Genomic DNA, 1,607 nt, shown 5'->3' with positions numbered 1-1,607 from the left:
TTTAAGAAACACCTTTTTAACTAGGTTAAGTTAATAAGGGCGCACGGTGGATGCCTTGGCACTAGGAGCCGATGAAGGACGGTACGAACACCGATATGCTTCGGGGAGCTGTAAGTAAGCTGTGATCCGGAGATTTCCGAATGGGGGAACCCCTTATCCGTAATGGGATATGATCTTCCGCTGAATACATAGGCGGTTGAAGGCAGACCCAGGGAACTGAAACATCTAAGTACCTGGAGGAAGAGAAAGCAAATGCGATTCCCTGAGTAGCGGCGAGCGAAACGGGATCAGCCCAAACCGAAAGGCTTGCCTTTCGGGGTTGTAGGACACTCTATACGGAGTTACAAAAGAAGCAGTTAGACGAAGCGGTCTGGAAAGGCCCATCACAGAAGGTAACAATCCTGTAGTCGAAAGCTGTTTCTCTCCAGAGTGGATCCTGAGTACGGCGGAACACGTGAAATTCCGTCGGAATCCGGGAGGACCATCTCCCAAGGCTAAATACTCCCTAGTGACCGATAGTGAACCAGTACCGTGAGGGAAAGGTGAAAAGCACCCCGGAAGGGGAGTGAAATAGATCCTGAAACCGTGTGCCTACAAGTAGTCAGAGCCCGTTAACGGGTGATGGCGTGCCTTTTGTAGAATGAACCGGCGAGTTACGATTTGATGCAAGGTTAAGCGAAAGCGGAGCCGCAGCGAAAGCGAGTCTGAATAGGGCGACATAGTATCAGGTTGTAGACCCGAAACCAGGTGATCTACCCATGTCCAGGGTGAAGATGAGGTAACACTCATTGGAGGCCCGAACCCACGCACGTTGAAAAGTGCGGGGATGAGGTGTGGGTAGCGGAGAAATTCCAATCGAACCTGGAGATAGCTGGTTCTCTCCGAAATAGCTTTAGGGCTAGCCTCATGTAGTAAGAGTCTTGGAGGTAGAGCACTGTTTGGACTAGGGGCCCCCAACGGGTTACCGAATTCAGACAAACTCCGAATGCCAAAGACTTATCCATGGGAGTCAGACTGCGAGTGATAAGATCCGTAGTCGAAAGGGAAACAGCCCAGACCACCAGCTAAGGTCCCCAAGTAATCGTTAAGTGGAAAAGGATGTGGGGTTGCTTAGACAACCAGGATGTTGGCTTAGAAGCAGCCATCATTTAAAGAGTGCGTAATAGCTCACTGGTCGAGTGACCCTGCGCCGAAAATGTACCGGGGCTAAACGATTCACCGAAGCTGTGGATGAATCTCTATGAGATTCGTGGTAGGAGAGCGTTCTAAGCGCTGTGAAGTCAGACCGGAAGGACTGGTGGAGTACTTAGAAGTGAGAATGCCGGTATGAGTAGCGAAAGAAGAGTGAGAATCTCTTCCACCGAAAGCCCAAGGTTTCCTGAGGAAGGCTCGTCCGCTCAGGGTTAGTCGGGACCTAAGCCGAGGCCGATAGGCGTAGGCGATGGACAACAGGTTGATATTCCTGTACCACCAACACATCGTTTGAGTAATGGGGGGACGCAGGAGGATAGGAGAGCACGCCGTTGGTTGCGCGTGTTTAAGCAGGTAGGCAGGAAATGAGGCAAATCCCGTTTCCGTGTAAGCTGAGCTGTGATGACGAGGGAAAT

At 51.1% G+C, this 1,607-nt stretch carries 1 rRNA gene; it reads left to right on the top strand.

What is annotated here, in order from left to right:
• Positions 1-23: 23 nt before the first annotated feature.
• A 23S ribosomal RNA gene (locus E2626_RS17015) occupies positions 24-1,607 on the top strand; the annotation flags it as partial.

It is taken from the genome of Jeotgalibacillus salarius (genome assembly GCF_004405125.1).
GTDB classification, from domain to species: Bacteria; Bacillota; Bacilli; order Bacillales; family Jeotgalibacillaceae; genus Jeotgalibacillus; species Jeotgalibacillus salarius.
Note: the sequence above shows the minus strand (reverse complement) of the source record. Positions and strands in the feature narration are given on the sequence as shown.